Here is a 24,008-nt window from a genome sequence, read left to right as displayed (position 1 = left end):
CGTTGCGCTCACGCTTTGTCCGCCTGACGCGGATTCCGCACTTCGTACCGCTTGCAGTCGCCATGCTGTTGCTCGGCGTGGCGTTGTCGTTTACGGCGCCGTATCTGTCGCTCTTTGGTATCGAACAGGCGGGCATGTCGCCGCTGCGGCTCGGCCTCTTCATGACGCTCATCTCGGCGAGCGGCGTGGTGGCGAGCACGATGGCGGGCCGATGGTCGGACCGGCACGGCAAGCACCGCGTGCCGTTGATCGGCTCGCTCGCGGCCGCGGCGCTCGGCTACCTGGCCCTGTGCTTCGTGCGCGACTACACGGCGCTTATCGTCATCGGCGTGGCGTTGCTCGGCACGGGCGCGGCCTCGCTTTCGCAGGTGTTCGCGTTCGGGCGCTCCGTGCTGCCGCTCGACGATGCAGCGCAGGCCGATTTCGCCCTCGCCGCGCTGCGTACGCTGCTCTCCGCGGCATGGGTGTTCGGCCCGGCCGTGGGCGCGCTGATTCTCGCGCAGACCGGCTTCCTCGGACTGTTCGCGTTTGCGGCGGCAAGCTTCGCGGCCAGCGCCGTGCTCGTGTTCCGCATTCCCGAGATTGCGCCGGCACGGCACCGCGTCACGCTGCGCGAAGGCGAGACTGCCGTGGACCACGATACGCCGCACGCGGCCGCGAACAAGGCGCATGCCGCGACGCAACCGGCGGGCCCCAACGTCATCATCCGCGCCCTGCTCGCGCTCACGCTGATCGGCCTCGCCGCGAACGCCACGATGATCGTGCTGCCGCTTTTCATCGTGCACGGCTTGAACGGCACGCGCCTCGAGGTATCCGCTGCATTGGGTCTGGGCGCGCTGCTGGAAATACCGATGATGCTTTGGCTCGGCGCGAAATCGCCGCAGCTCGCGAAGCCGCGCTGGCTCACCGCCGCAGCCGTGCTGCACACGCTGTACTTCGTCGCGCTCGCGGCGGCGTCGAAGCCCGGCATGGTGGTGCCGCTCCAGGTGTTGAGCGCGGCCGTGGTGGCCATCACCTCGTGCCTCGGCATGACTTACATCCAGGACCTCATGCCGCGGCAGACGGGCGCCGCCACCGCGCTCTTCTTCAACGCGGCGCGCGTGGGCTCGATTCTTTCCGGCGTGCTTTCGGGAACGATCGTCGGCACGCTGGGTTATCGCGCGGCCTTTCTGATGTGCGGGGCGCTCACGTTCTGCGCGCTCGTGCTGCTTGCGGCCGGTGACTTGCCGGTACGGCAGCTATTCGAGCGGCAACCGCTGCGCGCCGTCCGCAACGCCGCGCGAAGACTGTGGCTGTGGCGGCCCTCGCGGCGGCAAGCCGCACGCGAGGACTGACCTACCGCGTCTATCACGATCTACCGCGGGCGGAACGCGTTCAGCGACGAAAGCGCATTGCCGTGGAAGTCGAACAGCGTGTTGTTGTCCCATTGATCCCCGGCACCCACTTTCCAGCCCACGCCCGCCACCGGCGTCCACTCCGGCTCCCACCAGAACACGCCCTTGCCGCGATTGCCGGGCACGGCTTTGACGAGATCGACGAGCGCGCCCACGAATTGCGCCTGCCCTTCCGGCGTGGGCGGATAGTTGACCGAGCCCGTGTTGGTCATCGAGTTCGGTTCGGAATCGCCGTCGCTCGTCGTCCACGGGTACGCCGTTTCCACCACCATCACGTCTTTGCCGTAACGCGCGCTGAGGTCGTTCATGTTGGCGCCGAGCGCATCCAGCGTGCCCTGCCATTGCGGGTAGTAGGACAGCCCGATCACGTCGAAGGTCACGCCGCGCTGCGTGGCGCTGTCGAACCACCAGCGGCTCGTTGCGTTGTTGCCCCCGCTGTCCAGGTGCAGCATGACCTGAATGCGTTCGTCCACGGACTTCACCGCGTCGTGCCCGGCTTTCAGCAGTTGCGCGAGGTTGTCCCACTGATCGTATTTGCCGAGCGGCCAGAGCATGCCGCCTGTGATCTCGTTGCCGATCTGCACCCACTCGGGCCGCACGCCCACCGCGCGCAGCATGCGCAGCACGTCGGACGTGTACGCCGCGAGCAGGCCGCAGGTCTCGGCCAGCGTCTTGCCCTCCCACGCGTGCGGCGGGTATTGCTTGCCGGGGTCCGCCCACCAGTCGCTGTAGTGGAAGTCGATGAGAATGCGCATGCCGAGCGCGGCGGCCCGGCGCGCCAGAACGCAGACGTGCTGCGCATTGTTGTAGCCCGCAGGCGAGCTTTGATTCGCGGGATAGAAAGCGGGATTGCCGGGATCGTTCCACACCTTGAGGCGAATCGAATCCACGCCGTGCCGGCGCAGAATCAGCAGACAGTCTTGCGCCACGCCGTGGTCGTAATAGCGGGCGCCATGGTCTTCGAGTTCGAGCAGCGTCGAAACGTCCGCGCCCATGGCGAACGGGCGGCCCGCCTGTAACGCGGGGCCTTGCGCCGCGCCCGCAAGACGCGGCACGGCGGCATTGAGACCGGCGAGTGCCGCAGTGGCACCCATCCACGAGAGCATTGATCTTCTCTTCATGTGTCTTCCTCCAGTTGTCCTGCGTGACGGATTCGATGAAACAGTCGCCGAATTTAAGCGCTTAAATTTCTGTGCGGCGAACTGCCTGCCAAGGCTATCAAAAGGAGGTCGCAGCAGGCAAAGATCGCGACGCGGGTCCACTATGTGGCCGCACCGCGTTGCGCGCGCAGCGCGAGGCACGGGTGGCCCGATGGCGCGACACACGTGGCATGCCGGTTGCTGCCCGTTGCTGTTACGCAGGGCGTTCGTGCACTACGCACTCGCCTGCCTCCTTCACGGCATTTCACGTCATGACCGATTCCACGAACGCGCCTTCGCATTTCGCCCGCACGTTGAAGTCCGCCGCGGAAAAGCAGGCGCCGGAGCACGCCAACGTCACGTTCGTGCTGGGCGCCGGCTTTTCGAATGCGTGGGATTCACGCTACCCCATCGGCAACGATCTGTTCGACTTCTCGCGCGACGACTGGATGGACGACGCGTCACCGCTCGACACGTTCCTGCACGCCATCCACTTCCGCACATGCGACGATCACATCGACCGCGCCGCGTTTCTCGACATCGTCTATCAGGTAGGGATGCTGAAGAAATATCCGCTGATACGGCCCAGGTACGTGGACGACTTCTATCTGCAACTCGTGGAGCGTGAGCTGCGCTATCTGGTTCTGAACCGGTTCATTCGCGCCACGGGCCTGTCGCCTCACGGCGACACCTGGCTGGCGCAAAGCGCGTTCACCAGCGAGCAAGTCGCGATCGGCGACTTTTTCTCCGCGCTGCGCGGGTACGCGGCCAGCATGCATTCGAGCAGCAGCGCGCGCGGCAACGTAGGCGTGAGCTTCATCACGACGAACTACGACTTCGTGATCGAGGCGATCTTCTCGGCCTCGGGCGCACGCGACGACGCGCGCAGCCTCTATCGCGGCTTCACGCCGCTCGCCTGGTGCGGCGACACGGACTGGCATGCCATCGTGACGCCCGACGTGAGCGGCCAGCTGCTGAAGATCAACGGCGGGTTCGAAATCTTTCCGCGCCGGGATGATTTCGAGGTCGACTACCGGCCGCGCGCCGCCGCGGCGGCACGCGCCAATCCGCCTGAAATCATGCTGCCGTCGCGCGCGCAGGACTACGATCGCCCTTATTTTCAGGCCTTGTTTCCGAAGGCGGTGCGTCTGCTCAGGGAAACGCGCATCGTCGTGCTGGTGGGCTACAGCTTTCCCGAAGAGGACGCGCTCATTCGCCTGCTGCTGCGCCAGTTCGCCGAGGCGCCGAACGACGGGCGGCTGCGCGCGCTCTATTACATCGATCTGGAAGACACGCGCACGCAACGCGCACGCGCGACGGCCGTATTTCCGCATGCAAGCGAAAAGGAAGGCCTCGCCGTCATTCCGTGGCAAGGCAGCTTCAGCGAATGGTGCCGGCTCGCGGCGGCAGGTCTTCGCGGCTGAGCGCGTTCCGCACCGTCGTGCAGACGGCATGGCGGCCGCGCGTAGATCATGCAACGCGTTGAAAAGATGCTTCGCCTTGCGTTATTCGCGCGCCGCTTTGTGGTCGCCGTGCTCGCGCCGTTCCGCGGTATCGCGACCCACGATCTTGCTGAACATCGAATCAGGTTCGTAGAGCAGCGCCAGCGAGCGCTTTTCGAACTCGTCGAAGAATTCGTCCCACGAGATTTCGACGAGCGCTTCGTGCTCGGAATGCGGGGCTTTCGGAAACATCACACGCACAATGCCCACGTCGCCGTCCTTGTGCGTGCGCTCCACTGCGGCGGGCTTGCCGCCGTGCTGCTCGGCCCATTTACGGATCGTGTCGTGATCGGTAGTGAATTCGGACATGGTTGCCTCCTTTGCCGGACAGGTGTGTCTGTCAGTTTTCAGCAACCGGTGTGCCAGTGCGGCAGCGGCGGCGGTCTGGGCAATTCGCCTCCGATCATGCCCAACGCGGTGCGTTCAAACGGGCGGCCTGCCTGCCCTCTTCAATGCACCCTATGCCGCGCAGGATCGCCGTCGTAATTCAACGGAATCCATCGGTATCCCGCACCATCGGCACTCACGTGGCCCAAACCCGGAAAGGAGATGTGCGCCGCGCCGATCACGTAGTGCCGCTGTGCGGCGAGCGCGAGCAGGTCGCGACGCGTCTGTTGCGCAGCAGCGGCGTCCGAATCGTATTCGACCGTGGCGGCAGGGTCGCGCAACTGGATCGACGCGACGTGGATGACGTCGCCCCACACGAGCATCGTGTCTTTTCCGCTTTGCACCACGTAGGCCGTGTGGCCCGGCGTATGGCCCGGCGCCGCGAGCGCATGGATACCCGGCGCAAGCGCGGCGTCGCCGTCGAACGGCTGGAAGCGTCCTGCTGCCACGTACGGCGCAACGGATTGCGCGGCCGCATCGAAGAACGAACTGAGGAAGGCCGGCGCGGTGCGCTTGTTGTTCGCATCGAGCCAGTAGTCCGCTTCCCGGCGCGCCGCACGCACGACGGCATTCGGAAACGCGCGCTCGCCATCGAGCACCACGCCGCCGACGTGATCCTTGTGCATATGCGTGAGCAGCACGAGGTCCACCTGCTCGGGGCGATAGCCCGCCGCGCGCAGGTTCGCGAGCAGATGCCCGCAACAGTCGCCGTAGAGCACGCCCGCGCCCGTATCGATCAGCACGAGCTGGCTGCCGGTATTGACGAGAAACGCGTTGATCGAGCCCTGTACCGGCAGCGAGAGGTCGTCGCTGGCAAGGTCGTGATCGGTATCCGTGCGCGACACGTTCGTCATCACGGTTTCAACCGGAAAGTCATGCGTTCCGTCGAGCAACGCCGTGACTTCGTACGAGCCCAACATCATGCGATAGAAGCCTGGCGCCTGTTTGAGCACCTGAGGCGCCGCCGCATGCGCGGGCAACGCATGCAGCAGCGACAGCATTGCAGCGACGGCAAGTACGACGAACGCAACGAATGCATGCGGTAACGCGGGACGGCTGACAGGCGAAAGAGACGTCTTCATGGCGTGAATGACGGAAAGGAAGGGGCAAGGGGCGTAAGCGGCATGCTGCTCACGACGCCACCGATTATGGTTCCCCCTCGCGCAGCCGCGAAATTAAGCGTTCTGAACGGCCTCTCGCACGGTGCGCAGCTCCATGACGAATCGCGCTTCGCTTGCAGACAGCTCGCCGCGGCTTCAGAACTATTCAGATCCGTTGCAATGGGCGACACGGACAGGGCACACACGGCACGGCGTCGCCTATTTCGCCGCAACCGGTTCGTCGTGTGCGCGCACCCTTCCGAGAAATGCGAACACCGCAAGCGCACTGAGCAGCGTGATGAGCGTGAGTCCATCGAGCAGATGGTCGAACGCCGAATCGTAGGCGGCATGAAGCGTTGCCTGCGCGATCTCCGGCAGCTTCGCCGCCGCGTGCGAGAGGTCGCCTGTCGCGAGCCGCGCGGCGGCCTCGTCGAGACGGGCTGGCATAGCGTCGGGCGTCGCATGGTGCAGGCTGCGCTGCGCGAGCGCCGCGAGCAGCGCATTGACGACCGCAAGCGCCACGCCCTCGCCCGCCACGCGCGTGGTGCTGAAGATGCCCGTCGCCATCCCCGCGCGCGATTTCGGCACCACGCTCACCGATAGCCCATCCATGAGCCCCCAGGGCAAGGCGGCCCCTACACCGATGGCGATCATCGGTGCGATGGCGGCAAGCTCGCTGCCTGTGCGAAGCGCTCCGGCAAGCGCGTGCAGCCCCGCCGCGGCAATCAACAATCCGAGCCCTGAAATGACGCCCGCCGACATCCACCGTGTGAGCGTGGCGGCGATGATCGGCACGACCAGCATCGGCGCCGACAACGCAAGCATCAGCCAGCCTGCGTGAATCGCGTCGTAGCCTTCTATGCCGATGAAGCGCAGCGGCAGCACGACAAGCAGCACGATGTAGCAATAGCACGTCGCGACAGGCAATACCTGCACGCCGACGAAGCGTGGATAGCGAAACAGCGACACGTCGAGCATCGGTCGCTCGCTGCGCAACTCGACGATGACGAACGCCGCCGCGAACGCGATAGACGCCCCCAGCGAAGAGACGACCACCATCGACATCCAGCCGCGCGACGGCGCCTCGATCACGCCATACGTGAAGCACCCAAGCGCGGCCGTGAACGTGAGCGTGCCCGCCCAGTCCACCTGGCGCGCGTGCGGGTCGCGTGACTCGTGCATGCGCGGCACGCCGAATATGAGCGAGAGCAGGCCCGCAAGCGCACCTGTCGAGAAAATGGCGCGCCAGCCGAAAGCCGCGATCAACCAGCCCGCCAGAACGGGCCCGAACGCGAGACCGATGCCGAACGTCGTGCCGAGCAGGCTGAAGGCGCGGGTACGCGCGTGACCGTCGAACTCCTGGGCGAGCGCGGCCGTGCCGCCCGCGAGCGTCGCCGCAGCGGCAACGCCCTGCACACCGCGCAGCAGATCGACCGCGAGCACCGACGGCGCGAAGCCCAGTGCGAGCGAACTCAGCGCGAAACCCGCCACGCCACAGGCGAACAGCCGCTTGCGGCCGAAGCGATCCGCGAGCGTGCCGGCGGCCATCAGCAGGCTGCCGAACGTGAGCATGAATGCATTGGTGATCCAGTTCATCGCGGCCGGGCTGCCGCCCAGCGCGATGCCGATCGCCGGCGTGGCGACGGCGCCCGCGGAAAACGATAGCGGCATGGCAAGCGCGGCCACGCAGACCGCGGCCAGCACGACGGTGCGCCTCGTCATGCCGGAAGAGTGAGTGGTGTCCATCGTCGATTCCCCGTGGAATGCCGCGGCATGACGGCATATCGCAGCGCCATGCACCCGGCCGAGCGACGAACGATAATCCGGATTCAATCGACGAAAAACAACGTACCGTTCCGTAAATTGCGGAGCTGCATTCCGCAATGGCGGCGAACATCGGGAGTCGAACCGGCATGGACAATTTAAACGGCATTGTCGCCTTCGTGCGTACCGCGGAAACGCTCAGCTTCGTGGAGGCCGGACGCAAGCTCGGCATTTCCGCGTCGGCCGTCGGCAAGGCGATTGCGAAACTGGAGGCATCGCTCGGCGTGCGACTCTTTCATCGCACCACACGCCGCGTGAGCCTGACGCACGAAGGGCAGCACTTCCACGAGCGCTGTCACCGCATTCTCGAGGAATTGCGCGACGCGGAAGCGATGCTCTCCAAAGCCGCTCAAACGCCGCGCGGCCGATTACGCGTCAGCCTGCCCGTCATCGGCTATCGCTTTCTGCTGCCTGTCTTGCCCGCGTTCAGCGCGCGCTATCCGGACGTCGAACTCGATCTCGATTTCAACGACCGGCTGGTCGATGTCGTGGACGGCGGGTTCGACGCGGTAATTCGCAGCGGCTCGCTCACGGATTCGAGTTTGATGTCGCGTCGGTTGGGTCCGTTTCGTTTCGTGCTGTGTGCGTCGCCGGAATACGTCGCACGTATGGGCCGGCCGCGCACCGTAGCCGCACTGGCGGAACACGATTGCGTGCGCTACCGGTTTCCGACCACCGGCAGATTGCAGCCCTGGGCATTCGGCGGCGGCGACGAACCACCCAGGCTGCGCACGTCGATCACGTGCAACAACATGGAGGCGTTGCGCGGTGCCTTGATCGCGGGGTTCGGCATCGGCTTCGTGCCGGACTTTCTTGTTCGTGACGCGCTTGCCTGCGGCTCGCTTGTCACCGTGCTGGACGACTTCGCCATTCCGCCGGGCCAGTTCTCCGTTCTCTGGCCGTCGAGCCGGCAACTGTCGCCGAAGTTGCGCGTGTTCGTCGACTTCATGTGCGAGCACGTGTTTGCGCAAACGTGACAGGCGAAACCGCGCACTGCGCAGCGGATTCGCGCCATCGGCATCTGCATCGTGCCGTCACCACGGCACCACCCTGCCGAGATAGTCGAGGTAATGCAGTCCCGAGCGGCCTTCGTACGCCTGCATGGTATCGATGAGATTCGGAATGCTCTCTTCGATACTCAAGCGCGCCTGCGGACCGCCCATGTCCGTTCGCACCCAGCCCGGCGCCATCAGCAACAACGTCTTCGCATCGTGCTGATGGCGTGCAGCGAAGCTGCGCATGAACATGTTGAGCGCCGCCTTGCTGCCGCGATAGACCTCGTAATTTCCGTTCACGTTGTTGGCGACACTACCCTGCCCGGACGACATGACGCCTATCGTCCCCGCGGGCTGCACGAGAGGCTGAAGCGCCTCGATCACCCGCATCGGGCTGAGCGCGTTCGTCACCATGACGCGCACGAATTCTTCTGTGGAGACGTCCGCAATGGTTTCGCCATCGTCGTTCTTGACGCCGGCGTTCACGAACAGCACGTCCACTACCCGCCCCTCCAGACGACGACGTAGGGCCTCCACGTCCGCCTCAATCGTGATGTCCACGGTCTCCACTTCGAGCGCGCCTTGCCACGCTGCTGCCGCTTGCAGCAGTTTTTCCATGGAGCCCGCCCTGCCCGTCGCGATCACGTGCCAGCCGCGCCTGAGGTATTCCTCTGCCATGGCGAAGCCCAGCCCGCGCGATGCACCGATGAGAAGAACCGTCTTGTGTGCCGTCTTTGTCGTCGAGTCTTGCATGAGTCGTTCCTTGAGAGGTGATATCTCAAGGACTATATGCACGCCGTACGGCGGGCGGAAGGCGCGGCCCGTGCACTTATAAAATGCGCCAAACGCGATGTATCGACCGACACCGTCAGGAGCCCGCATGGCCGAACCCGATCTGAATCTGCTTGTTGCGCTCGACGTATTGCTCGCCGAGGGCAGCGTGATGGGCGCTGCGCGCCGGCTGGGTTTGAGCGCGTCGGCCATGAGCCGCACGCTGACGCGTCTGCGCGAGGCCACGGGCGACCCGCTGCTGGTTCGCGCAGGGCGCCACATGGTGCTGACGCCGCATGCGCAAGCCCTTCGTGAGCGCACGCGCAATACGGTGCATGAGGCGCGCGCGGTGCTCGGTCCTTCCAGGTCGGAGCCTGATTTCGCGACGTTGCACCGGACCTTCACCCTTCGCGCCAACGAGGGCTTCGTGGAGGCATTCGGTGCACCGCTGATCACCGCAGTAGCCGCAATCGCGCCGCACGTGCAGCTATGCTTTGCGCCCAAGGCCGAGAAAACGGCGCTGCATTTGCGCGAGGGGCTGGCCGATCTGGAGATCGGCGTGCTGAGCGAAATGGGACCGGAGGTGCGCGTGCAGGCGCTATTCCGCGACCGCTTTCTCGCCGTTGTGCGAAAGGGCCATCCGCTTGAACGCGAGCGCAATGTGAGCGCCGAACGGTACGTCGCGTTCGGTCACGTGGTTGCGTCGCGGCGGGGACAAAGCCATGGACCGGTAGACGAAGCGCTGGCTGCGGCAGGGCTAAAGAGAAAGATCGTCGCCGTGGTTCCCGGCTTCCCGGCTGCGCTGGCTGTGGCACGCGCGTCCGATCTGATCGCGCTCGTTCCAGCGTCGTTCGTGCGCAATCGGCTGGAACACGGCGAACCGCACATGTCGGAGGGCATCCACGCCTTCGAGCTGCCTGTCGAGACCGGCGAGATCACGGTCTCGCAGATGTGGCATCCGCGACTAGAAGCCGACCCGGTCCACCGCTGGCTACGGCAGCTTGTGCTAGGTGTCTGCCGGCAGAGAGAGGCGCTTTGGCAGCGTTAAGCCTGTTGATCCGGCGCCGCACGTTGAACGCTGACGCCAGTGCGGAAGTTGTCGGACGAGAGCGGCAGGTGTCCCCAGTCGATCTTCTCGCTCGCATGGGGCAACCCCGTGATCTGCCACTGCTGTTCTCGCGGAACCGCCAGCATGTCGGCACTGGCGAGCACATAACCCAGGTATGACCAGATGTTTTCGGGTGTGCCGCGATAATTCTGCGCTTCGAACAACGTCGTGAAATACCACCAGCAGTCGTATCCGTTGTCGCCCAGAAAATGGGCAATGTCTGCATAACCCTGGTCATTGGCTTCGACAAAGACGACCGGACGGCAGCGCCCAATCGTCGCATGGGCGCCTTGCAGCACATACAGATCGTAGCCTTCGGCGTCGATCTTGAGAAAGTCGACGCGTGGAAGGTTCAGACTATCGACCGTCAGCAAAGGCACTTTTTCCATGACCGCATCGCTGCCGTAGTCGGCGCCGACGCTGACGCCCCCGTAGTTGCAGTCATGGTACGGAGGCACGGTGCACATCTCCACCTGTCCCAACTCGCGCCCCACGGCGGCAAGATGCGTATGCACGTTGTGGCAATCGTTGAGCGCGAGATTCGCACACAGCAACTGATTGATGAGACGCTGGGGTTCGAAGGCATGCACGGTTCCCGAGCTTTCCACCGCTTTCGAAAGCGGTACCGTATGACTGCCTATGTTCGCCCCCACCTCGACGGCAATGTCGCCGGGGCGCAGCAACTGTTCAAATAGACGGACTTCCGCTTCGCCCCATTCCCCGTATGCGATCAAGCTCTTGCCGATGTATTCATCGTGTGGGTTAACAAGAAATCGGCCATGGCGGCCATTCACGAGCTGATAAATGTTCCCGTTTGTCATGGATTTTTGGCGGCAGCGCCGCAAGTAGCGCGGTTTTTCTATTCAGTGGAGCCTCCATACTATCAAACGCATATGTTCTGTTATCCGAATTAGTCAAAGATACTCAACATTGCCATCCACGCTGATCGCCTGGCCCGAGATATTGCGCCCCGCCGGCGACGCGAGAAACAGCGCCATTGCTGCGATGTCTTCAACGGTCACCATGCGGCGGAGTGAAATCCTGTCGAGGTATTGCGCTTTCATTTCGTCGAACGACACGCCTATCGATTCGGCTCGCGCCGCGATCACCTTGTCCATGCGCTCGCCCTGCACGACGCCCGGCAAGATGGCATTGACGCGGATGTTGCTGGGCCCAAGCTCGATGGCCAGCGACTTGACGAGCCCGACAATTGCCCACTTCGTCGACGCATACGGGGTACGAAACGCGTAGCCCAATCGCCCCGCCACCGACGACATCGCGATAATGCCGGGGCTAGGCGATGTCTCTTTCAGCAGCGGCACCGCCTTGCGCAGAAAGTAGTACTGGCTGTTGAGATTGGTCGAGACAGTGCGCTCCCATTCGTCCGGTTGAATCGCCTCCACTTCGCCTGTCGGCCCGGCAATGCCCGCATTGTTGATGAGAAGGTCGAGCCCGCCCAGCTTGCTTCGCGCATCGTCTATGACGCTGTCCACCTGCTCGCGGTTGCTCACGTCCGCCACGCCCACGTGAAGCTTCGGATTGCTCTCTTTCGCCTTTTCGACGGCCGATGCGTTCACGTCGCAAACATAGACGTGCGCGTCTGTTTGCACGAAGGCCTCCGCAATAGCGGCACCGATGCCGGTTGCCGCGCCGGAAATGAGAACGCGCAGACCCGGCTCAGGTTTCAGTCGCTCAAAAGTATTCATGTCTCCCACCAACGAAATGTCTTTGCCCCGACCGCACGGTTCGTCTTGCGGCTCACCAGTGAATCATCGGCAGGCCGGCAACAGGTGAAGTGAAGTACGGAATGGATTGGCCCTTCAGGCTGCCCAGGTATACGGTCTTGAGGTCCGGTCCGCCGAAGGTCACGCTGGTGAGCCACGGCGCGGTCGTGCCGCCCGTTTCTTCCATGACCTTGCCCGGCACGATCTCGCCCGTCGCGAAGGCTGCATCGAACCGCGCGGTGGCGTCCTTGTCGCCATCGTCCAGCAGTGTATGGACGTCGCCGCTCGGGTCGATGGCCACCAGACGGTCCGAGAAGATCATCGCGCACCACAGGTTCCCGTAGGCGTCGAACGCGATTCCGTCGATCAGCCCGGCACCCAGCTGGCTCGGCCCATACGTTTCTCGCGGCCCCAGTTCGCCGTTCTCCAGCACGCGAAAGCGGCTGACGCGTTTCGCCGTGGTCTCGGCAACGTACAGCCACTCTTCGCGCGCGTCGAAGCGAATTTCGTTCGTGAACGCGAGTCCGTCGGCAACGATGCGGGCGCCGCGTTCGTCGAGCAGCACGATATAGCCATCCGCAAGGTTCGAGCGAATCGCGTCGGGCCACGGGTTGATTCGCGTGGAAACCGTGATCCAGAGGCGGTTCCTGCTGTCCCTCAAGACGAAGTTCACTTTGCCCATCGGTCTGCCGTCGATGTTGTCGAGCAGAACGCGCAGTTCGCCGGAGCGCGTGAGCCGTTCCACGCGGTCCGTGCCGATGTTGGCAATGACCACGTTGCCGTGCGCGTCCAGCGCGAGGCCATTGGGCAACGACCCGCTCGTCAAGCCGTCGCCTGAAGCAGGGGTATCCGCGTTGCTGGGCAGGATCAGCTTCTGCTCGCCTGCAGCGTCGATCCGCACGACGCCGCCGCGTGCATCGGCCAGGAGCAGCGAGCCGTCGCGCTGCGCGAGAATGCATTCGGGGCGCCGTAGTTGCGTACCTGTGGTGCGGATAGACGCAACATCCACCACGAAGTCTTTGATCGGATTCATTCGTTATCCTTCGCGTAATCGCTTACCGAGCCGGCCTACCGAATTAGCCCGCCGCTCCTGCGGCAGCAACCGGACGCTCGGCGGCGTGAATCGCTCTGGCGAGCATCGGCACCAGAAGCAGGCCCAGCACCGAGGCGACCACCACGACGTTGAAGCCGGCATCGCTTCGGCCCGTTACCGTCTCGGCAAGCCCGAAAAGATAGGGGCCGACGAAGCCACCCAGCAATCCGATCGTGTTGATGAAAGCGAGCCCCGCAGCGGCCTGCACGCCTTGCAGCCGCTTCATCGCGACCGCCCAGTACGACGGCAGAATGCCGCCCGCGAAGAACCCGGTAATGCCAAGCAGCGTGATCTGTACCGCCTGATTTTTCGTGGCAATGAACGCGCATGCGCTGACCACGACGCCCGCGGTCAGCGCGCCGAGAAAACCGCATTCGTTGCTGATACGGCGATGTATGCGCGGCAGCGTCAGCACGCCGATCAGAAAGCCGATGCCGACACTGCTCGACAACACGCCCACCAGCAGCGGCGACTTCACGTGCATCTGCGCCACGATGGAAGGCGTGAAGAAATAGAGGCCCACGAACGCCACCTGATTCAGGAAGTAGATGAGCGCGATGAGCACCGTGGTGGGGCGTTTGAGCGCCGCGATCCAGTGTGCCGAGTGGACGTCGGCGTGACCGTGCGTGTCGATGACGGCGTGCGCCTCGAGCGCTTGCGCTTCCTTCGGCGACAGCCACTTCACTTCGGACGGCCGGTTCGGCAGCGTGAAATATAGGATGACGCCCACAACGATGGTGGGCACGCCTTCCAGCAGGAACATCCATTGCCAGCCGTGAAGGCTGCCCATTCCACTGACCGCACCCAGTTGCATGAGCGCGGCGCCGAGCGGGTTGCCGAGAATGAGCGCGACGGATGGCGCCGTATAAATCCACCCCACGGCCACCGCGCGGTCTTTGGGTGCGAACCACAGCGTCACCATGTACATGAGCGCGGGAAAGAGCCCGGCTTCCGCCACGCCCAGCAGCACGCGAAGCACATAGAACGACCACGGCCCCTGCACGAACATCATGGCCGTCGATAACGCACCCCACGTCACCGCAATGCGCGCAATCCACTTGCGCGGGCCGAAGCGGTGAGCGGCCAGATTGCTCGGCACTTCGAGCAACGCATAACCGATGAAGAAAATGCCCGCACCGAATCCATAGGCCGCGGCATCGATACCGAGGTCCGCGGCGAGCGCACCCTTGGCAAGCGCAACGTTCGTGCGGTCGATGAACGACATGAAGTAGATCGCGCACATCAACGGAAGAAGCCGCGCCATCGCTTTGCGCGTGGCGAGCCAATGCGTCTCTCCCCGGCCGGGGTCAGCAGCAGTGTCAGTCATCGATGTCTCCAGAAATTGTCCTGCGTGTTCTATTTATGCCCTGCCATCGCCTTGTACCAACGCCGTTGGGGGTGCAGGAAAAAGGTCATCGGCCGCCACGCTCGACGAGCGCCGCGCCGTCCGCTTACAGTGAAACGTTGTCGCGACCCTTGAGGCCCAGCATGGCGCGCGCGTCGGCCGGGGTCGCAATGTCGAACGAAAGCTCTTCCAGAACGCGGCGAATCTTGCGCACCTGCTCCGCGTTCGATTTCGCCTTCACGCCTTTGGCCAGATACACGCTGTCCTCCAGCCCCACGCGTACATTGCCGCCCATGATGGCGCCCATGGCGACGAGCGACATCTGGTGGCGGCCGGCACCCAGTACGGAGAACTGATAGTTCTCGCGCCCGAACAGACGGTCTGCGGTGGAGCGCATCACGTTGAGGTTCTCGGGATCGGCTCCGATTCCACCCAGAATGCCGATGACGGATTGAATGAAGAACGGCGGCTTCACGAGGCCACTATCGGCGAAATAGGCGAGGTTATAGAGATGCCCCACGTCGTAGCACTCGAACTCGAAGCGCGTGCCGTAATCGCGAAACTCCGTGAGGATGTTCTTGATGTCGCGGAAGGTGTTGCGAAAGATCATGTCCTCCATGCCTTCCACGTATTCCTTCTCCCAGTCGAATCGCCACGACGACATCTTCGCGGCAACGGGATGCAGCGAGAAGTTCATCGATCCCATGTTGAGCGAGCACATCTCGGGTTTCGCCACACGTGCATAAGCGAGCCGCTCTTCCAGCGTCATGCGCGTACTGCCGCCCGTCGAGATATTGATGACGGCATCGGTTTGCGCCGCAATTGCAGGCACGAACTGGCGAAAGACCTCGGGCGATGGCGTGGGGCGCCCGTCTTCAGGATTGCGCGCATGCAGGTGGAGAATGGCGGCCCCCGCCTGCGCGGCCTCGACGGCCTGCGCTTCGATGTCGGCGGGTCTGAACGGCAGGTACTCCGACATCGAAGGCACATGCGCCGAACCGGTGACAGCGCACGTGATGATGACCTTGCTGTTTGAAATGCTCATGTAAACAGTCTTCCAGGTAGGGCCGGATGGACGGCGATCGCGAAACTCAGAGCGGGAAAGAAGCGTGACTGGATTGATGGTAGTGAGATACGATCCGCCGCGGAAGGTCATTTACGGACAAGCTGATGTCCCATCAGGACATCGGGAGGAGACACCGTGGCGTCGAAATATCCGCTGCTGAACGAGCGCATTTACGCGCCCTACAAGATCGCGGCATTGGTCGAAGTGCTGGCAGAACAGGGCATCGCACCGGAGCAGAGTTTGAAGGGAAGCGGCGTTGCGCCGGACGAGATCTACGACGCCTCCGTCATGACATCGGTGCGCCAGTACGCAGCGGTGTGCGCGAACGCGGTGAGGATGTCGTCCGATCCGCGCACGCCGTTCAAGACCGGCGCGCGCCTTCATCTCGCCGCCTACGGCATGTACGGATACGCGTTGATGTCGTGCCTTTCGCTGCGTGATTACTTTCGGCTCGGCGTGAAATACCATCGGCTCGCCACGCCCACGCTCACCATTCAATGGACGGAGTACCCGAAGACGTCGGTGTGGACGTTTCCGGACGCGTTCTCGTCGAACTTTGCGCACGACGTGCAGCAGTTCCTGCTGGAGCAGCAGTACACGCAGCACGTGACCCATCTGCAGGACGTGGCGGGACGCAAATGTCCGCCGTTGCTTGCGCGCTTCTCGTACCCGCAGCCTTCGTATGCGGCCATCTACGAGGAGTATCTGGGCTGTCCCTGCGAGTTCGGTACACCGGAATGCGAACTCGTTTACGACAGCGCCATACTCGAATTGCAGCCGCATCTCGCGCACCGTCATTCCGCGGCGCTCTTGCAGGAAACGTGTGACAGGCTCATCGGGCAGGCGAAAACGTCGTCCGGGGTCTCGGGCGAGGTCTACCAGGTATTGATGCGCAAGCCCGGCGAATTTCCCGGCATGGAAACCGTGGCAGCGGCGTTGAAGATGACGAGCCGCACGCTGAGGCGCCACCTCGCGTCGGAGGGAACGTCGTTCGTTGCCATCGTCGACGACGTGCGGTGCTCGCTTGCCACGGAATACCTGAAGACCACGAAGCTGAGCACCGACGACGTCGCCATGCTGGTGGGCTTTACCGACACCGCGAATTTCCGCAGGGCGCTCAAGCGTTGGACGGGCAAGGGGCCGGGCGAAATTCGGGACCAGAACTAGCGCGATACCGCGCCGCACCATCGGAAAATGCCCGGTTTAGCGCGTGGCCGCAGAGCGCGCTATGATGCCGAATCACTGTGGCGGCCGCACGGGAAGCCACACGGAATCGCGCCCCGAACGCTGCAATGACGAAATACGTCCGGAACCCGAAGCGGACGGAAAGGAGACATGCGATGTGGTTCGTTGGAAAAAGCGAGCTTCTCTCGCTCATTGAAAAGAATTGCCTCGAAGAGGTAATGCCGGCATTCAGCGATCATCGCATCCTGCGCAAGAATGCCCTCGTCTATCGCCCCGACGAACGCAGCGACTACGTGTACCTGCTCAAGGTGGGCCACCTGCGGCTTTATCGCATCACCGAAGACGGGCAGGAAATCACGCTGTCGTTCATCAAGGCCGGCATGCTGTTCGGCGACGGCGACGTGCTCAACGAAACCAACTATTCGCATTACGCGCAAACGCTTACGGACTGCCGCATCTGCTACATCAACAAGGCAGACTTCAAAGACCTGCTGGACCGTTACGCCGTCATCAGCCAGTTCGTGCTGCGCAGCCATCATCAGCGCTGGCAGGAAGCGCAGCAATTGATCGAAAGCCTTTCGCTGCACGAAGTGCGCAAGCGGCTCATCAATATTCTTTCCATGTTCGCGCGGCAAATCGGCAGCCCGTTCGTCCACGCGGGCGTGGGCACCGGCATTCTGATCGACCTTTCGATACCGCAAGACAAGCTCGCCGAATTCATCGGCACGTCGCGCGAGTCGGTCAACCGCCACTTCAGCGACCTCAAAACCGAAGGTCTCGTCGACACGTATCAGCGCAAGATCGTGTTGACGCCCGCATTCGTCTCGCAGTACCTGCGCGATGCGCAGACGCCCGTCGAGAAGACGGCGCCTCCACCCGTGCAGGGCGCGCACCGCGACATCAAGGTGCCGTTAGTGGGCGCGTGAAAGCGCCTCGCGCAGCGCCGCTACACCGCTTTGCGGGCTCGATAGCACCGGCACGCGCGTCGTGCCCAGCGACGGCACGAGCCGCGCCATCGAAACCTGCGCGAGTACGATGACGTCCACCGTCTCGGCAAGTTCGAGAATGGTCTGGCGCAGGATCTCGTCGTGGCGGCCCGTATCGCCTGCAAGCAGCGCTTCGAACGCGGCTTCCGCCACGCGCTCCACCACCGCGATTTCGCGCGCGGCTTCCTGCGCTTTTTTGCGGATGAGCCGCACGGTAGGCTCCAGCGTGGTCTTCACCGTCGCCACCACGCCAATGCGCGAGCCGAGGCGGCTCGCCTCTTCCGCCATCGTCTCGTCGATCTTCATGATGGGCGTGCGCACCATGCCGCGCACCACGTCCACCGCCTCGCCCACCGAAGAGCACGCGTTCAGGATGTAGTCCGCGCCCATGGCCTGCGCATTGGCCATGTACGTGTAGAGCCGCGCCGTGACTTCGGGCGTGAGATGCCCCGCCGCGCGCACGTCGTTGAGCAGGCTGTCGTCCACGATGTTGATCATGCGGACATCGGGCAGTTGCTGGTTGAACTGGTCTTTGAGCGGCTGCACGGTGACGGGGCCGGTGTGTACGACGACTATCGTGGTCATGTCTTCAAGGTTTCCGTAATGAAGGGGCAAATGCAGAACGACGAATGCATCACGCGGTAGCGGCTGCCATGACGCGTTCCTGGGTGGCGTCGTCGCGATCGAACAGGCCGTTCACACGGCCTTCGCGCACGACAAGGATACGATCGCTGATGGCGAGCACTTCCTGCAAGTCCGACGAGATCGCGATGATCGCAACGCCCTGCGAAGCGAGCTGCGCGAGCACGGCATGCACTTCGGCCTTGGCGCCGATGTCGATGCCGCGGGTGGGTTCGTCCACGATCAGCAGGCGCGGCTTGCGTGCGAGCCATTTCGCGAGCACGACCTTCTGCTGGTTTCCGCCGCTCAGATTGACGACCTTCTGCTCGATGGAAGGCGTCTTTACGCCGAGTTCGCGAACGAACTGACGGCAGCGTTCGTCTTCTTGCGCACGCTTGACGAATTGCAGCGGCGAGTAGGTTTCCAGATGCGTGAGGCTGAAGTTCTCGCGAACGCTCATGCCGGCCACGAGCCCCTGCGCCTTGCGGTCTTCGGTTGCGAAGCCGATACCATGCGCAATCGCGTCGTGCGGACTGGCAATGGCGGCAGCCCGCCCTTCGATCAGCACTTCGCCCGTTGCGGGGCGCATGCCGAAAATCATCTCCATGATCTCGGTACGCCCCGCGCCCACAAGGCCCGCAATGCCCAGAATCTCGCCGCGATGCACGCTGAACGAGATGTCGCGAATCCAGCCGGCCGCGCCGTGGCGCGTGCGCAGCGAAAGGCCGCGCACTTCGAGCACCACGTCGCGCGTCGCATGAGACGCCGATCTCGCGTAAAGCTCGCTCAATTCGCGCGCCACCATTTCGCGCACCAGCCATGCGCGGTCCACGTCGCGCATTGCAGCGTCGGCCACGGTGGACCCGTCGCGCAGCACGGTCACACGGTCCGCGAGTTCGAACAACTCCTCCAGCCGGTGCGAGATGTACACGACGCCGATACCACGCTCGCGCAGCCGCTTGATGAGATCGAGCAGCAGCCGCGTTTCATGATGGCTGAGCGACGCGGTGGGCTCGTCCATGATCAGAATTTTCGGTTCACAGGACACGGCCTTCGCGATTTCCACCATCTGCTTCTGCCCAACACTCAGGCCGCTCACCAGGCGGCGCGGGTCGAGCGTCATGCCGATGTTGGCGAGCAGTTCGCTCGCCTGCGCATTCATGCGCGCACGGTCGATGAAGCCGAAGCGATTGAGCGGCTCTCGGGCCAGAAAGATGTTCTCGGCAATGCTCAGGTTGTCGACGACCGAAAGCTCCTGATAAATGATGCCGATGCCCAGCGCGCGCGCGTGGTTGTTGTCCGCGAGCACGACGGGTTGACCCTCCAACCGGATCTGCCCGCCTGCATCCGGTTGCAGCACGCCGGTCAGAATCTTCATGAGCGTGCTCTTGCCCGCACCGTTCTCGCCGGCGAGCGCGAGCACTTCGCCGCGCGACACGTGCAGGCTCACGCGGTTGAGCGCACGCACGCCGGGAAAGGTCTTCGAGATGTGGCTGACTTCGAGAAAGGGGGTCATCGCGTGTCTCTCAAGCATGCTTCTCAAGCTGTATCTTTCGGCAAAACGACTCGCTTCATGCACGGGCCCCTGCCCCGCAGCGGCCCCGTGTCTCTTCCTGTCGCGTACCTCGCGCCACCTCGCCGTTACTTGGTATAGCTGCCCAGATTGGCCTTGGTCACCACCGTCACGCCCGTGTCGATGTCTTTTTCGCTCGTTTCCTTGCCCTGGATCTGCGCGTAGAGGTGATCCACGGCAAGGCGCCCCATGGTGACGGGCCGCTGCACGATGATGCCCTGAATCAGGCCGTCTTTGACGCCCTTGATGGTGTCCGGCAGATCGTCGAAGGCCAGCACTTCGAGCTTGCCCTTCTTGTCGCCGAATTCGCGCGTGCTGAGCACTTTCGCCACGGCGGGACCGCCCACCTGGCTCACACCGAAGATGCCCTTCAACTGCGGATGCGCACGCAGCGTCGTTTCAACCACCGACACACCGCGCGCCAGATCGTCGTCCGTGCCCTGCGTTTCCACGATCTTGATGCCGGGATACTTCGCGAGTTCCTGCTTGATTCCCGTAATGCGTTCGTTCAGGTTCACCGCGCCCAGTTGGCCCGTGATGATCGCCACTTCGCCGTTGCCGTTGAGGGCCTTGGCCATCGCGGCTGCCATGGTCGCGCCGGCGGCCACATTGCTCGTGCCGATATACATGGAGCGGCCGCTCTTGGGCGAATCCGAATCGAAGGTAAGCACCTTGATGCCGTTGCGCTTCGCCTGCTGAATCACGTTCTCCACGGACTTCGGCTCGTTCACCGAAATGGCGATGCCGTCCACGTGGCGCGCCATGAGGTCTTCGATAATCTGCACCTGCGTCGAGCCCTGCGTATTCTGCGGCACGACCCATTGGTAATTGACGTTGTACTTCTTCGCTTCTTCCTTCGCGCCCGTGTTGCAGTCGTCGAAGAAGGGCACGGCCACCTTCGGTATCACGGCGATGGAAATGGACTGCGGGTCCTTGGCGGATGCCGGTTGCGCGAAGAGCGTGCCGAATGCGGCAGCGGCCAGTGCGAGGCTTGCGCCATTGAAGATCGCCTTGCGAAGCAGACGGGATTTCATTGTGTTGTCTCCATGTTTATAAGATTGATGAGCCAAGCTGCGCGATGTGGCTATCGCGCCTTACGGCGCAGTCTCCAGATGTCGATGCTGACCGCAATCAGGATGACGCAACCCGTAATGGTTTGTTGCGCGTAGGTATCGATGTTGAGCAACACCACGCCGTTGGTGATGATGCCGGCCAGCGCCGCGCCGATCACCGCGCCCTCCACGCTGCCGGCGCCGCCCGAAAGGCTCGCGCCGCCAATCGCGGCGGCGGCGATCACGTCCAGTTCGGCGCCGAAGCCCGCAGCCGGTTCGGCCGATACGAAACGCGAGAAGCTGATGACGCCCGCGAGCGCGGCGATCACGCCCGAGAGCAGATAGACGAGAAACTTCACGCGGTGCGTGCGCACGCCGCTCAAGTGCGCCGCGGTCTCGTTGCCGCCTGTTGCGTAGACGTGCCGTCCAAAACGCGTGCGCCGCATGACGACGGAAAAGCACGCCGCCAGCACCACCATCACGACCACCGGCACCGGAATGAAACCCACGTAGCCCTGGCCGAGATACGTGAAGCCGTCCGGCACGTCCGGCGTAACGGGCACGCCTTTGGTGATGATGTACATGAGCCCGCGCCCGATGCTCAGCGTGCCGAGCGTCGCGATGAAGGGCGGCAACTGGATGCGCGTCACGAGCAGCCCGTTCACGGAACCGGCCACCACGCCGGTAGCCAGCCCCGCCGCCACGGCGACGAACGCATTGAGCCCATGCTGGAACGCGAGCGCCGTAACGAGCGACGACAGCCCCATGACGGACCCGACAGAGAGGTCGATGCCGCCCGTCACGATCACGAGCATCATGCCGATCGCCATGATCGCGGTGAGCGAGAACGAGCGGAACACGCCCATCAGATTGTTGGTGGTGAGGAAGTACGGAGAGCACAGGCTGATCAGCACCCCCACGGCAATCAGCACCGCGAATATGTTGAATTCCCGCACACCGAGGCACGCGCGCACGGTGGCGAGCAGGCGGGATTCGGTGTGCGCCTCGACGTGGGTGGGAATGGCTTTCAACGCATGTCTCCTGGGTCGTGTGCTTGCTGCGCCTTCAATGCGCAAAGAGTACGTGGAGGTTCCGCTGCGAAACTGTGATGGGCGTCATACAACGGGATCGGGGTTATCCCTCAAGAGCGCGGGGAAAAGAGGGCGCGCGACCGGTTGCGCGCGCAGGACAGGACTCACGCTATGACGAGCGTCACAGACTTGCCGGCGCGGAACTCGCTACGCTGCGTGAAAGAACAGGCGCATGGGCGTCTGTCCCTTGAACCCGATCTGGAGGAGAGAGCGCATGACCAAGCGTGTGATAGTGACCGGCGGCAGCGGCCTGGCCGGCAAGTGGGTAGTGGAGAACCTGGTCCAGCACGGCTACGACGTAATGAACCTCGACCGCGTACCGATGGCAAAGCGCACGGTGCGCACGCTGATTACCGACATCACGGACGCGGGCCAGGTGTTCAATGCGCTCGCATCGAGCACGGCACCCGTGGAGTTCGCCGACGATCTGGAGCCGAAGCCCATCGACGCAATCGTCCACTTCGCGGCCATTCCGCGCATCATGATCACGACCGACAACGAGGTCTACCGCATCAACGTGATGGGCACGTACAACATTCTCGACGCGGCCTCGAAGCTCGGCATTCGCAAGGTGATCGTGGCGTCGAGCGAAACGACGTACGGCGTGGTGTTCGCCCACCGCCATCGCGATCCCGCGTATTTCCCGCTGGACGAGGCGTATCCCGTCGACCCCATGGACAGCTACGCCACCTCGAAGGTCGTGAACGAAGTCACGGCGAAGGCGTTCCATGCGCGTACCGGTTCGGACATCTACTGCTTTCGCATCGGCAACGTGCTCGACCCCGAGGACTATGCGAAGTTCGCCACGTGGAACCAGGACCCGGCCCTGCGCAAACGCATTGCGTGGAGCTACATCGACGGGCGCGACCTCGCCGAGGCGTGCCGGCTCGCCATCGAGAAGGACGGGCTCGGCTTCGAGGTGATGAACGTCGCGGCCGACGACGTGTCGTCCGACCTGCCCACGCGAACGCTGCTCGACCGCTACTACCCCGGCGTGCCGGTGAAGAAACAGCTGGGCGAATTCGAAACGCTGCTCAGCAACGAGAAGTTGAAGCGCCTGCTGGGCTGGAAGCAGCAGCACGCCTGGCGCGAAGAGGCGAAGCGCTTCGGGCAGTAGCAGGCACGGCGCGCCGCTAGCGCCCGAACTCCGTGCCGCTCACGGCCTCGGTCAGATAGTCCACGAACGAGGCAATGCGCGCCGAAATCGCGGTGTTGCGGTAGTAGACCGCGTTGATGGGCTGCCGCACGTCCTGCGTCTGGCGTGCGAACAGCTGCACGAGCGTGCCTTCGCGACGGTCGCTCGCCGTCATGAAGTCGGACAGGCACACGATGCCGGCGCCCGCCAGCGCGAGTTGCCGCAGCGTTTCGCCGTTCGACGACCAGATGGCGGGTGTGATCCGGTACGGCTCATTGTCCGGCCCCGTGATGGGCCAGACATTGAGCGACTCCGGCTGGTTGAAACCCAGCAGCGCGTGCTTCCGGAGGTCTTCCACGCGCCGCGGGTGGCCGTGCGCTTCCAGGTACGCAGGGCTCGCCAGAATGCGCAGGCGGCTGCGGCCCACGGCCTTGCGATGCAGCGTGGAGTCCTTCAACGGACCAATGCGGATGGCCACGTCCGTGCGCCGCTCCAGCAGGTCGATGATCCCTTCGTTGCTGTTGAGTTCCAGCTCCACCTGCGGATAGCGCTCGCGGTAGCCCTGCACGAGCGGCACGATCACGTGCAGCATGAACGGCGTGGCCGCATCCACGCGCAGCCGGCCCGAGGGCCGCTCGCGGCGCGCGGCCATCTGCTCCTCCGCGCCCTCTACCGATGCGATGATGGCCCGCGCATCGCTCAGGAACGCGCGCCCTTCCTCCGTCAGTTCCAGACGGCGCGTGGTCCGGCGCAGCAGCGTGGTCTTCAGCTTCTCTTCGAGCCGTCCCAGCGTGCGGCTGGTGGCGGAAATGGTAAGGCCGAGCTGCTGCGCGCCGGCCGTGATCGAACCGGTATCCACCACGCTCACAAAGGCCTGCAACTCGTCCAGGGTAATTTTCATCTTTGATTTCGAATCA

General features: G+C 63.7%; 22 protein-coding genes. 7 read left to right on the top strand and 15 right to left on the bottom strand.

Going from position 1 to position 24,008, the window contains the following annotated elements; genetic code table 11:
- Positions 1-62 precede the first annotated feature (62 nt).
- The gene (locus U0042_RS05425; RefSeq protein WP_419150492.1) at positions 63-1,334 is read left to right on the top strand and encodes a sugar efflux transporter; all 1,272 of its coding nucleotides are present in this window, start codon (positions 63-65) and stop codon (positions 1,332-1,334) included.
- Positions 1,335-1,354: 20 nt separating this feature from the next.
- On the opposite strand, the gene U0042_RS05420 is transcribed toward U0042_RS05425, so the two are convergent.
- A complete protein-coding gene (locus U0042_RS05420) occupies positions 1,355-2,515 on the bottom strand; it encodes a glycoside hydrolase family 53 protein (RefSeq protein WP_114814448.1) in 1,161 nt (386 codons plus the stop codon).
- A 290-nt stretch (positions 2,516-2,805) separates the two neighbouring features.
- On the opposite strand from U0042_RS05420, the gene U0042_RS05415 reads away from it, so the two are divergent.
- Positions 2,806-3,957 (top strand): SIR2 family protein, encoded by a 1,152-nt coding sequence (locus U0042_RS05415; protein ID WP_157977893.1) that lies wholly within the window; start codon positions 2,806-2,808, stop codon positions 3,955-3,957.
- Between the two features lie 81 nt (positions 3,958-4,038).
- Here the strand turns inward: U0042_RS05415 and U0042_RS05410 are convergent, their stop codons facing one another.
- The 3 genes from U0042_RS05410 to U0042_RS05400 form a co-directional block, all read right to left on the bottom strand.
- Positions 4,039-4,344, bottom strand: coding sequence for a hypothetical protein (locus U0042_RS05410; RefSeq protein ID WP_114814446.1), 306 nt, complete (start codon positions 4,342-4,344; stop codon positions 4,039-4,041).
- Positions 4,345-4,484: 140 nt separating this feature from the next.
- Positions 4,485-5,504 carry an MBL fold metallo-hydrolase gene (locus U0042_RS05405; RefSeq protein ID WP_114814445.1) on the bottom strand — a complete coding sequence of 340 codons (1,020 nt, stop codon included), beginning with the start codon at positions 5,502-5,504 and terminating at the stop codon, positions 4,485-4,487.
- Positions 5,505-5,741: 237 nt separating this feature from the next.
- Complete coding sequence (locus U0042_RS05400) at positions 5,742-7,268, bottom strand: MFS transporter (RefSeq protein WP_114814504.1); 1,527 nt, start codon at positions 7,266-7,268, stop codon at positions 5,742-5,744.
- A 167-nt stretch (positions 7,269-7,435) separates the two neighbouring features.
- On the opposite strand from U0042_RS05400, the gene U0042_RS05395 reads away from it, so the two are divergent.
- Positions 7,436-8,323, top strand: a complete 888-nt coding sequence (locus U0042_RS05395) for a LysR family transcriptional regulator (RefSeq protein WP_114814444.1) — start codon at positions 7,436-7,438, stop codon at positions 8,321-8,323.
- 57 nt (positions 8,324-8,380) lie between these two features.
- Here the strand turns inward: U0042_RS05395 and U0042_RS05390 are convergent, their stop codons facing one another.
- A complete protein-coding gene (locus U0042_RS05390; RefSeq protein ID WP_114814443.1) occupies positions 8,381-9,094 on the bottom strand; it encodes an SDR family NAD(P)-dependent oxidoreductase in 714 nt (237 codons plus the stop codon).
- Positions 9,095-9,221: 127 nt separating this feature from the next.
- On the opposite strand from U0042_RS05390, the gene U0042_RS05385 reads away from it, so the two are divergent.
- Positions 9,222-10,160 (top strand): LysR family transcriptional regulator, encoded by a 939-nt coding sequence (locus U0042_RS05385; RefSeq protein WP_114814442.1) that lies wholly within the window; start codon positions 9,222-9,224, stop codon positions 10,158-10,160.
- Here U0042_RS05385 and U0042_RS05380 read toward each other — a convergent pair.
- The 5 genes from U0042_RS05380 to U0042_RS05360 form a co-directional block, all read right to left on the bottom strand.
- Positions 10,157-11,041 carry an FkbM family methyltransferase gene (locus U0042_RS05380; RefSeq protein ID WP_114814441.1) on the bottom strand — a complete coding sequence of 295 codons (885 nt, stop codon included), beginning with the start codon at positions 11,039-11,041 and terminating at the stop codon, positions 10,157-10,159. The two genes, U0042_RS05385 and U0042_RS05380, sit on opposite strands and share 4 nt — an antisense overlap.
- A 93-nt stretch (positions 11,042-11,134) precedes the next feature.
- The gene (locus tag U0042_RS05375; RefSeq protein WP_114814503.1) at positions 11,135-11,926 is read right to left on the bottom strand and encodes an SDR family oxidoreductase; all 792 of its coding nucleotides are present in this window, start codon (positions 11,924-11,926) and stop codon (positions 11,135-11,137) included.
- Between the two features lie 52 nt (positions 11,927-11,978).
- Positions 11,979-12,977 (bottom strand): SMP-30/gluconolactonase/LRE family protein, encoded by a 999-nt coding sequence (locus tag U0042_RS05370; RefSeq protein ID WP_114814440.1) that lies wholly within the window; start codon positions 12,975-12,977, stop codon positions 11,979-11,981.
- A gap of 43 nt (positions 12,978-13,020) precedes the next feature.
- Complete coding sequence (locus U0042_RS05365; RefSeq protein WP_114814439.1) at positions 13,021-14,364, bottom strand: MFS transporter; 1,344 nt, start codon at positions 14,362-14,364, stop codon at positions 13,021-13,023.
- A 124-nt stretch (positions 14,365-14,488) separates the two neighbouring features.
- On the bottom strand, positions 14,489-15,427 hold the full coding sequence (locus U0042_RS05360; protein WP_114814438.1) for a 3-keto-5-aminohexanoate cleavage protein: 939 nt from the start codon (positions 15,425-15,427) through the stop codon (positions 14,489-14,491).
- Positions 15,428-15,583: 156 nt separating this feature from the next.
- Between U0042_RS05360 and U0042_RS05355 the strand changes: the two genes are divergently transcribed.
- Both U0042_RS05355 and U0042_RS05350 read left to right on the top strand, forming a co-directional pair.
- Positions 15,584-16,615, top strand: coding sequence for an AraC family transcriptional regulator (locus U0042_RS05355; RefSeq protein ID WP_114814437.1), 1,032 nt, complete (start codon positions 15,584-15,586; stop codon positions 16,613-16,615).
- A gap of 173 nt (positions 16,616-16,788) precedes the next feature.
- Entirely contained in the window at positions 16,789-17,559 is a 771-nt protein-coding gene (locus U0042_RS05350) for a Crp/Fnr family transcriptional regulator (protein ID WP_114814436.1), read from the top strand.
- Here U0042_RS05350 and U0042_RS05345 read toward each other — a convergent pair.
- The 4 genes from U0042_RS05345 to U0042_RS05330 form a co-directional block, all read right to left on the bottom strand.
- Positions 17,545-18,204: an aspartate/glutamate racemase family protein gene (locus U0042_RS05345; RefSeq protein ID WP_114814435.1), complete on the bottom strand. Its 660-nt coding sequence runs from the start codon at positions 18,202-18,204 to the stop codon at positions 17,545-17,547. The genes U0042_RS05350 and U0042_RS05345 overlap by 15 nt on opposite strands.
- Before the next feature lie 49 nt (positions 18,205-18,253).
- Positions 18,254-19,756 (bottom strand): sugar ABC transporter ATP-binding protein, encoded by a 1,503-nt coding sequence (locus U0042_RS05340; protein ID WP_114814434.1) that lies wholly within the window; start codon positions 19,754-19,756, stop codon positions 18,254-18,256.
- A 125-nt stretch (positions 19,757-19,881) separates the two neighbouring features.
- Positions 19,882-20,847 carry a sugar-binding protein gene (locus U0042_RS05335; protein ID WP_114814433.1) on the bottom strand — a complete coding sequence of 322 codons (966 nt, stop codon included), beginning with the start codon at positions 20,845-20,847 and terminating at the stop codon, positions 19,882-19,884.
- Between the two features lie 50 nt (positions 20,848-20,897).
- Positions 20,898-21,896, bottom strand: a complete 999-nt coding sequence (locus U0042_RS05330) for an ABC transporter permease (RefSeq protein WP_114814432.1) — start codon at positions 21,894-21,896, stop codon at positions 20,898-20,900.
- Positions 21,897-22,170: 274 nt separating this feature from the next.
- Here U0042_RS05330 and U0042_RS05325 point away from each other — a divergent pair, with 274 nt between their 5' ends.
- Complete coding sequence (locus U0042_RS05325) at positions 22,171-23,073, top strand: NAD-dependent epimerase/dehydratase family protein (protein WP_114814431.1); 903 nt, start codon at positions 22,171-22,173, stop codon at positions 23,071-23,073.
- 16 nt (positions 23,074-23,089) lie between these two features.
- On the opposite strand, the gene U0042_RS05320 is transcribed toward U0042_RS05325, so the two are convergent.
- Entirely contained in the window at positions 23,090-23,992 is a 903-nt protein-coding gene (locus U0042_RS05320; protein ID WP_114814430.1) for a LysR substrate-binding domain-containing protein, read from the bottom strand.
- Positions 23,993-24,008: the final 16 nt, after the last annotated feature.

The sequence above is a fragment of the Paraburkholderia kururiensis genome (assembly GCF_034424375.1).
In the GTDB taxonomy this organism is placed as follows: domain Bacteria; phylum Pseudomonadota; class Gammaproteobacteria; order Burkholderiales; family Burkholderiaceae; genus Paraburkholderia; species Paraburkholderia kururiensis_A.
Note: the sequence above shows the minus strand (reverse complement) of the source record. Positions and strands in the feature narration are given on the sequence as shown.

Coding starts and splice junctions, on each gene's coding strand:
- U0042_RS05425 (WP_419150492.1), top strand. CDS start 63: ATGCTGTTGCTCGGCGTGGCGTTGTCGTTTACGGCGCCGTATCTGTCG.
- U0042_RS05420 (WP_114814448.1), bottom strand. CDS start 2,515: ATGAAGAGAAGATCAATGCTCTCGTGGATGGGTGCCACTGCGGCACTC.
- U0042_RS05415 (WP_157977893.1), top strand. CDS start 2,806: ATGACCGATTCCACGAACGCGCCTTCGCATTTCGCCCGCACGTTGAAG.
- U0042_RS05410 (WP_114814446.1), bottom strand. CDS start 4,344: ATGTCCGAATTCACTACCGATCACGACACGATCCGTAAATGGGCCGAG.
- U0042_RS05405 (WP_114814445.1), bottom strand. CDS start 5,504: ATGAAGACGTCTCTTTCGCCTGTCAGCCGTCCCGCGTTACCGCATGCA.
- U0042_RS05400 (WP_114814504.1), bottom strand. CDS start 7,268: ATGGACACCACTCACTCTTCCGGCATGACGAGGCGCACCGTCGTGCTG.
- U0042_RS05395 (WP_114814444.1), top strand. CDS start 7,436: ATGGACAATTTAAACGGCATTGTCGCCTTCGTGCGTACCGCGGAAACG.
- U0042_RS05390 (WP_114814443.1), bottom strand. CDS start 9,094: ATGCAAGACTCGACGACAAAGACGGCACACAAGACGGTTCTTCTCATC.
- U0042_RS05385 (WP_114814442.1), top strand. CDS start 9,222: ATGGCCGAACCCGATCTGAATCTGCTTGTTGCGCTCGACGTATTGCTC.
- U0042_RS05380 (WP_114814441.1), bottom strand. CDS start 11,041: ATGACAAACGGGAACATTTATCAGCTCGTGAATGGCCGCCATGGCCGA.
- U0042_RS05375 (WP_114814503.1), bottom strand. CDS start 11,926: ATGAATACTTTTGAGCGACTGAAACCTGAGCCGGGTCTGCGCGTTCTC.
- U0042_RS05370 (WP_114814440.1), bottom strand. CDS start 12,977: ATGAATCCGATCAAAGACTTCGTGGTGGATGTTGCGTCTATCCGCACC.
- U0042_RS05365 (WP_114814439.1), bottom strand. CDS start 14,364: ATGACTGACACTGCTGCTGACCCCGGCCGGGGAGAGACGCATTGGCTC.
- U0042_RS05360 (WP_114814438.1), bottom strand. CDS start 15,427: ATGAGCATTTCAAACAGCAAGGTCATCATCACGTGCGCTGTCACCGGT.
- U0042_RS05350 (WP_114814436.1), top strand. CDS start 16,789: ATGTGGTTCGTTGGAAAAAGCGAGCTTCTCTCGCTCATTGAAAAGAAT.
- U0042_RS05345 (WP_114814435.1), bottom strand. CDS start 18,204: ATGACCACGATAGTCGTCGTACACACCGGCCCCGTCACCGTGCAGCCG.
- U0042_RS05340 (WP_114814434.1), bottom strand. CDS start 19,756: ATGACCCCCTTTCTCGAAGTCAGCCACATCTCGAAGACCTTTCCCGGC.
- U0042_RS05335 (WP_114814433.1), bottom strand. CDS start 20,847: ATGAAATCCCGTCTGCTTCGCAAGGCGATCTTCAATGGCGCAAGCCTC.
- U0042_RS05325 (WP_114814431.1), top strand. CDS start 22,171: ATGACCAAGCGTGTGATAGTGACCGGCGGCAGCGGCCTGGCCGGCAAG.
- U0042_RS05320 (WP_114814430.1), bottom strand. CDS start 23,992: ATGAAAATTACCCTGGACGAGTTGCAGGCCTTTGTGAGCGTGGTGGAT.